Annotated in this window: 6 protein-coding genes; 2 read left to right on the forward strand and 4 right to left on the reverse strand. The window is 68.3% G+C overall.

What is annotated here, in order from left to right; all coding sequences use genetic code 11:
• The first annotated feature begins 70 nt into the window (after positions 1-70).
• Positions 71-1243 (forward strand): epoxide hydrolase family protein, encoded by a 1173-nt coding sequence (locus ACFXBC_RS27995; RefSeq protein WP_385030254.1) that lies wholly within the window; start codon positions 71-73, stop codon positions 1241-1243.
• Positions 1244-1638: 395 nt separating this feature from the next.
• On the opposite strand, the gene ACFXBC_RS28000 is transcribed toward ACFXBC_RS27995, so the two are convergent.
• From ACFXBC_RS28000 to ACFXBC_RS28010, 3 genes are all read right to left on the reverse strand, one after another.
• Positions 1639-2973, reverse strand: coding sequence for an Nramp family divalent metal transporter (locus ACFXBC_RS28000; protein WP_385030257.1), 1335 nt, complete (start codon positions 2971-2973; stop codon positions 1639-1641).
• Positions 2974-2975: 2 nt separating this feature from the next.
• A complete protein-coding gene (locus tag ACFXBC_RS28005; protein ID WP_385030260.1) occupies positions 2976-3203 on the reverse strand; it encodes a hypothetical protein in 228 nt (75 codons plus the stop codon).
• Positions 3204-3413: 210 nt separating this feature from the next.
• Positions 3414-4595 carry a ferritin-like domain-containing protein gene (locus ACFXBC_RS28010; RefSeq protein WP_385030263.1) on the reverse strand — a complete coding sequence of 394 codons (1182 nt, stop codon included), beginning with the start codon at positions 4593-4595 and terminating at the stop codon, positions 3414-3416.
• A gap of 1216 nt (positions 4596-5811) precedes the next feature.
• Between ACFXBC_RS28010 and ACFXBC_RS28015 the strand changes: the two genes are divergently transcribed.
• On the forward strand, positions 5812-6033 hold the full coding sequence (locus tag ACFXBC_RS28015) for a hypothetical protein (protein ID WP_385030266.1): 222 nt from the start codon (positions 5812-5814) through the stop codon (positions 6031-6033).
• A gap of 4 nt (positions 6034-6037) precedes the next feature.
• Here the strand turns inward: ACFXBC_RS28015 and ACFXBC_RS28020 are convergent, their stop codons facing one another.
• Complete coding sequence (locus tag ACFXBC_RS28020) at positions 6038-6577, reverse strand: NUDIX hydrolase (RefSeq protein WP_385030269.1); 540 nt, start codon at positions 6575-6577, stop codon at positions 6038-6040.
• Positions 6578-6746: the final 169 nt, after the last annotated feature.

Raw genomic sequence — 6746 nt, forward strand, 5'->3', positions numbered from 1 at the left:
CGCCTGTTAGAACCGTCTTAGCCGGTTCTCGATAGGTCGTCAGCCGGTTCCACGATGCCCAGGAGGTGTCATGTCCCGCCGCACCAGCGATGTACAAGCATGTGAAACCCACGCAACCGACGCCGACCTCGACGATCTGCGCACGCGACTTGCCGCGGCACGACTGCCGGAGGCCGAGACGGTCCATCGCGCCGCACCCGGCCCCCGCCGATGGGGGCAGGGCGTTCCTCTCACCGACCTCACTTCGGTCCTGGACTACTGGCGCACCGGGTACGACTGGCGTTCGTTCGAGGCGCGCCTCAACCGGATCGGCCAGTTCCGCACCACCATCGACGGCCTGGGAATCCACTTCCTGCACCGCCGGTCCGCGCGCGCGGACGCCACCCCGCTGATCCTCACCCACGGCTGGCCGGGCAGCATCGCCGAGTTCACCGACGTGGTGGACGAGCTGGCGGATCCGGAAGACGCGGACGCTCCGGCGTTCCACGTCGTGGTCCCGTCGCTGCCCGGCTTCGGCTACAGCGACAAGCCGGCCACCACCGGCTGGGGAATCGAAAAGATCGCGGCCGCCTGGGTGGAGCTGATGGGGAGGCTCGGCTACGGCAAGTTCCTGGCGCACGGCGGCGATTGGGGAGGGGTGATCACCACGGTCCTCGGCGGCAGATTCCCGGCGCACGTTCTCGGCATCCACACCACGTTCGCGGAGGCACCACCCGGGCTGACAACGGAGGGGCTGACCGCGGTCGAGCGGGAGTGGACCGAGGAAACCCGCGATTTCTGGCACAACCGCGCGGCGTACGCGAAGCAGCAGGCGACCCGGCCGCAGACCATCGGCTACTCGCTCGTCGACTCACCGGTCGGGCTTCTCGCCTGGATCCTCGACAAGTTCGCCGAGTGGTCGGACACCGAGGACAGCCCGTTCGAGACGATTTCCAGAGACCGGGTCCTCGATGACGTCACCCTGTACTGGCTGACGCGCACCGGCGCATCGGCGGCCCGCATCTACTACGAAAGCCACCAATCGCTCGACCCGGAACTCCGGGTTGCCGTCCCGTCAGCAATCACGATGTATCCCCGCGACATCGAGAAGTGCCCACTCCCCTGGGCCCAGGAGCGGTACCGGCAGATCGTCCGGTGGAGGACACCCGAAACCGGGGGACACTTTCCGTCGCTGGAGGTCCCCGGATTTTTCGTCAGCGACCTGCAAGAGGGCCTCGCGGCCGTACTGGCCGCCGGCCGGTGAACGCGGCCGGACGCGAGCGCGGCGGAGACGGCGCGGCGTGGATGTCGTGCCGCGTGGAGACGGCGCCGCCTGGAGGTCGTGCTGAAAGACCGCAGCCGGCCCGCCCTGGCTGCCATGTTAGGCGGCCTGCGGACCGGGTGCGGTCGGGTGGACCGGACCACCAAAGAGATCGCCGGTCGAAACGGCTTGATCGAGGATCATGCCTTCTTGGTCTCCAATCAGTAGTTCGGGCTTTGTCTCAGTGAGGTGTGAGCGCAGCCCGTAGGAGGGGAGCGGGAGGCCAGTGGCGATGGGTCGCAGTCGCAGGTGAGGTGGGCGGTTGCGCGTTGCTGCCGGGGCGCCTGCCGTTCGCCGGCCCTGTCAGCTGAAGTCGTCGGGAGACGTGGGCAGAAGGGTCAGCCGAGGAATTGCTGGTAGAGCAGTGTGGCGTTCAGGGCGGTGATGGTGGCCGTGGCCGCCCACATGCCTTTGGTGAGCCAGGACGGGTTGGTGAAGCCTCCCATGATCGTCTTGTCGCGTGTGATGAGCACGAGCGGGACCAGGGCGAAGGGGATGCCGAGGCTGAGGATGACCTGGCTCAGTACGAGGACGGCGGTGGGGTCGGCTCCGGCGAGCAGGACGGCCAGGGCCGGGAGCATGGTGATGGCTCGCCGGGCGAAGAGCGGAAGGCGCAGGCCGAGGAAGCCGGACATGATGACCTGTCCGGCGTAGGTGCCGACGCTGGAGGAGGAGATGCCCGCGGCGACGAGCGCGACCGCGAACGCCAGCGCGGCACCGCCGCCGACCAGCGTCGAGAGCTCGGCGTGCGCCTGGGCGATGCCGGCTACCTCGTGGCTGAGGGTGCCGTGGAAGAGCTTTGCTGCGATGAGGAGCATGACGAGGTTGACGGCGCCGGCGGCGCCGAGTGCGAGGGCGATGTCGCAGCGTTCGTAGCGGAGCACGGTGCGGTGTTCCGTGTCCGTGCCGCAGCTGATCCGCTGGTTGGTCAGGGCGGAGTGGAGATAGACGATGTGTGGCATGACCGTGGCGCCGACGATTCCGGCGGCGAGGTAGACCGTGCCCTGGCCGCTGAGGTCGGGCAGCAGGCCGCCGAGGGTGGCGCGTGTGTCGGGGCCGATCCGGAACAGCTCGTAGGCGAAGCCCGCGCAGACGATGACGAAGAGGAAGGCGATGGCGCGTTCGAAGGGGCGGTAGCCGCGGGTCTGGAGGGCGAGGACGAGGAAGGCGGCCGCTGCTGTGATGAGTCCGGCAGCGAAGAGGGGGACGCCGAACAGCAGGTTGAGGCCGATGGCCGCACCGATGAACTCGGCGAGGTCGGTGGCCATCGCGACGAGTTCTGCCTGTGCCCACATGGCCCAGAGCACGGGGCGGGGATACCGCTCGTGGCACAGCTCCGGCAGGGTGCGCCCGGTGACGATCCCCACTTTCGCTGACAGGTACTGGATGGGCATCGCCAGGATGCTGGCCACGAGCACCACCCACACCAGCTGATATCCCGTGTGTGCACCGGCGTAGATATTGGTGGCGAAATTTCCCGGATCGACATAGGCGATAGCGGCAACGAAGGCCGGGCCGAACATCGACCATGCGGCACGCAGCCGCCGCGAACGGCTCGCACCGGTCTCTGTCGGTGTGGGCCGGACAGGAGTGGTTTCCGGGAGCCGGTCTGCCGCGAGCGCCGGAGTCGAGGGCGGCGCAGTGTCGTTTTTCGTGACAAGGGATCCGGTCATGATCAGCTGACCGTGGTGATCAGGTAGGCCAGGGCCCCAGCCGTGAGTATGCAGACTGACGCTGCGCGTAGAGGGGGTGCCAGCCTGCGCCACATTTCAACGCGGCGTCGGCAGCCGGCCGGGACGAGGCCGAAGGCCACGCGTTTGTATGCCTCCAGGTACACGGTCATGGCGGTGCCACCGAGCAGCCCCAGCTCCATCAGGGTGATCGCCCACTGCGTTGCCTGCACCGCTGCTCCATCCGACGTTCTGGTGGGACCTGGTCCCTCAACAGACCTTTGTGAAGTCGTGGTTGAGGTGGGCGACCCGCGCACCGCGCAGACGCAGGAGATGGGTTCGTGCGTCTGCACGGTGCGCGTCGGGTCAGTAGTCGGCAGCGTTGAGGGTGATCTCGCAGATCAGCGAGCAACGCCCGGTCGCTGTCGAGTGGTGAAGGGCTGTCACGGAGCCGGCGTGTGGTCCGATTCGTTGGATGCGCCGGCAGAGGCATCGGCGGCCTGGTTGTTCCTGCGGGTGATGGCGGCGGCTCCGGCCACGGTGGCGGCGGCGAGCGTGGCTCCGCCGACGACCATGCCGGCCTTCTGGGTGTTCTGGGTGCCGCCGCCACCGGTGGCCATGCCGCCGACCGGGGTTCGGCCGGTGTCGTTCGCACCACTGGTGTGGATGGAACCGTTGACTCCGGCGGGGAAGAACCCTCCGGAGGTGGCCTTCTTCGGCGTGAGGTAGACGATGTTGAGGACCTGCTCGGTGCTGCGGCCGAAGGCCAGACCGTTGTTGTCGGCGGGCACGATGTTGGCCTTGCCGTTCTTCACGATGCCCTGGTCGTCGTCGCTCGGCCCGTCGAGGCTGTCCCGGGCGTCCGAGATCTTGCCCGCCTCGGTGGCGAGGTCGCGCTCGAACAACGCCGTCCGGATGTTCGCGGCGTGGTACGCCTCCACGGCGAGGATGCCGGCTGCGGCGCCGAGGTAGGTCTTGTTGCTGATGAGGGGGGCCGCGCCCTTGTATGCGGTGACGCCGACGTCCTCGAAGATGAATGCCGCCAGCAGGAAGTTGTTGTCGTTGGCGTAGGGGTCGAACGTCTGGTTCGGACCGATGAGTCCTGCGGCGCGGGCGGCAGCGGTGAAGCTGCTCTGGATGTCGATCTTCGGCTGGGCGACGGCGGACGAGCCGAGTGCGCCGCGCAGGAACGCGACGTGCTCCCGCTCGTCGCGGGCTATCTCCTCGGCGTACTGGCGCACCGAACGAGAGCGGAACTTGACCTGGCGCCCGCCGCTGACACTGCCCCGGGTGCCCTTGCCTGTGGTCAGGGCGTCGGGGAGGCCGTACCCGTTGACCGCGTAGGAGTAGAACTGGCCTTCCAGGTACTCCAGGTTGAGCGCGAAGTTGAGGATCGCCGCGTCGCTGATCGCACCGGAGTCGCCTCCGGACGGGCCGTCGGACACGGCCGCTGCTGCGGCAGGTGTGGCGGCCGCACCCACGAGACCGGCACCGACCACACCGAGCCCGGCCGCACCCGCGCCCCTCATGAACCGGCGGCGGTCGACGCCGTTCTCGGCACTGCGGGTGATCAGTTCACGCACATATTGTTTCCCGAACACAGCGGAACCCTTCCAGTCGATCATGCTTGTTGAGGGGGAGGAGAGTCGGCACATGAGATGCCCGGGGCCGGATCGGTGCCATCGGCTCAGCGCCCGGCCGTTCATTCCGGGGATCCGGCCAGTGGCGACCCGATGGGGCGGACGCCACTGTGACTGCTCCGGCGAACCCGTCATGGGCAGCTGAAGGCTCCGAATTTCCGAGGTGCCGGACAGGAAGTGGGATCGGCCGCGCCGGGCCTCGGCCGCCCGCCGTGACGCGCAGTCCCGAGGCGCACACGAGGCCATCCACAGGTCAGCGCCAACTCTCAGGTGAGCCCGTCACAGACGAGCAGTGTGGTTGTTCTTCGACCGGCCCTCCCCATAGGAGAAGGGCCGGGTCTATACATCCCGCGCCGCAAGCACGACACGCACAGGTAAAGGCCATTTCCCCCGGTCGGCTCTATACCGTCCTGCTCCTGGCCCCCACGGGCTGGCCGACGGGCAGCACCTCACGTAGGTGGGCCGCCATCGAGGGCGCTGCGCGGGGCGGGACGAACGACAAGTGAACGCGCGAGGCGCAAGCTCGTCCGAGTCGCCGGTACGAGGAGGGCCGCTACAGCGACGGGTACGGAAACGGCTACGGTCGCCGCAACGGACTGCTCGGCTGACTGCTCAGCGGTCTTCTCTGACCTGGCCGAGCATTGGCCGACGGCGAGGCCAGCGTGGTGCAGCGGTCATCTCACCTGCCAGCCCTACGCCGGCCGTTCTGGCAGCCCGACCCTCCTCCGGCGGGCTGCCAGAACGCTGCCACGAACCGGCCCTCGACGCGGAACGCGCCCCCTTCAATCGCTGACGGGCCGCAGGTCAAAGGCCCCGATCCCAGCCGCGCGATGTCCGTGACGTCACCCCTGGTCGACACGCGTTTGGTTCACCCCGCGAAGCGCGCTTTCCGGCTGCGAGAGTGAAGCGATGGGCGCTCTCCACCCCACGTGGACCGGGTGCTCGTGGGATAGGCCCGCACCATCCGGCGAGACCGCTGAACGGGCCGTCGCCCGTCACCGCGCACGGACTCGCGCCGCTGCCGCTCGAGCCCTCGCCTACGGCAGCGGCCAGGCAGCGGCACGCATCAAACACGCAGTCGGCCGGGTGACATCCACGGGATTCCGCATGGCGGAGTTCGGTGTCCGGCCAGGGGGGAGGCGAGTTCCCGGAGTGTGTCGATGACCTTGGCCAGGTCGGGGGTGCCTGGTGAGTAGTCGGCATGGTGGCTGCCGATGCCTACTGGCTGGCCGGCACCCAGCTCCAGCTGGGCAAACTGGATGAGGCATGCGCCAGCGCCGGCCTCGCTCTCGACCTCACCGCAGCTATCGACTCGCCACGAGTGAGCGGCCACGTCCAGGAACTCCACCGCCGAATGCTGCCGTACGCACGTGAGGTCCCCGTCCTCGCCTTCGAGCAACGCATGCGCGACACCCTCGGCTGACCTCCTAGGCGCTGCCGGTCGCCTCGTCCAGCAGCAGATACAGCAGCCCGACCAGGCTGCCACTGCTGACGACCTCGCGGCGGTCGATCATGCCCCGGATCTCCGAGATCGGGATCCACTCGATCCGGTCGGACTCATTCACCTCGGTCGGCGGGCCCGCATACGAGGCGGCCTCCGCGCGGAATACGAAGTGCTCGGAGTCGGTGATGCCATTCGCGGGCTGGGCGTAAACCAGCGGTTTGACGCCCTCCACCCGCCAGCCGGTCTCCTCCTCGACCTCGCGGGCGGCAGCCTGCTCAGGGGTCTCGTCGGCTTCGATGAGGCCCATCGGGAGTTCCCAGCCCCAGGTGTCGGTGATGAACCGGTGCCGCCACATCATCAGCACGCGCTTCTGATCGTCGACCACGGCCGCCACAGCCAGGTGCCGCATCCGGACCACATGGTGTTCCCACCGCCGCCCATCGGGCTGCTGGACGTCCACGAGCCATAGGTTGACCCACGGGTTGCTGTAGATCTGCCGCTCGCCATGGACGGTCCACTGCATGAGCCCAACTCCCTTGCTATGGCTGGGCTCCAGGATGTCACTCTGACGAGAATTCGTCCGCCCGGACGGATCTCCGATGCAGCAGCGGAAGGCAAGTACCCCGCACCGGACACCCGGAACCGAACAGCAAAGACCGCACCCGGCCCGCCATGGCCGCCGTCTTCGGCGG

It is taken from the genome of Streptomyces sp. NPDC059398 (assembly GCF_042751845.1).
Lineage (GTDB): Bacteria > Actinomycetota > Actinomycetes > Streptomycetales > Streptomycetaceae > Streptomyces.

Excerpts from the sequence above, each read along its gene's own strand:
- ACFXBC_RS28015 (WP_385030266.1), top strand. The coding sequence starts at position 5,812 with ATGGTGGCTGCCGATGCCTACTGGCTGGCCGGCACCCAGCTCCAGCTG.
- ACFXBC_RS27995 (WP_385030254.1), top strand. The coding sequence starts at position 71 with ATGTCCCGCCGCACCAGCGATGTACAAGCATGTGAAACCCACGCAACC.
- ACFXBC_RS28000 (WP_385030257.1), bottom strand. The coding sequence starts at position 2,973 with ATGACCGGATCCCTTGTCACGAAAAACGACACTGCGCCGCCCTCGACT.
- ACFXBC_RS28020 (WP_385030269.1), bottom strand. The coding sequence starts at position 6,577 with ATGCAGTGGACCGTCCATGGCGAGCGGCAGATCTACAGCAACCCGTGG.
- ACFXBC_RS28010 (WP_385030263.1), bottom strand. The coding sequence starts at position 4,595 with ATGATCGACTGGAAGGGTTCCGCTGTGTTCGGGAAACAATATGTGCGT.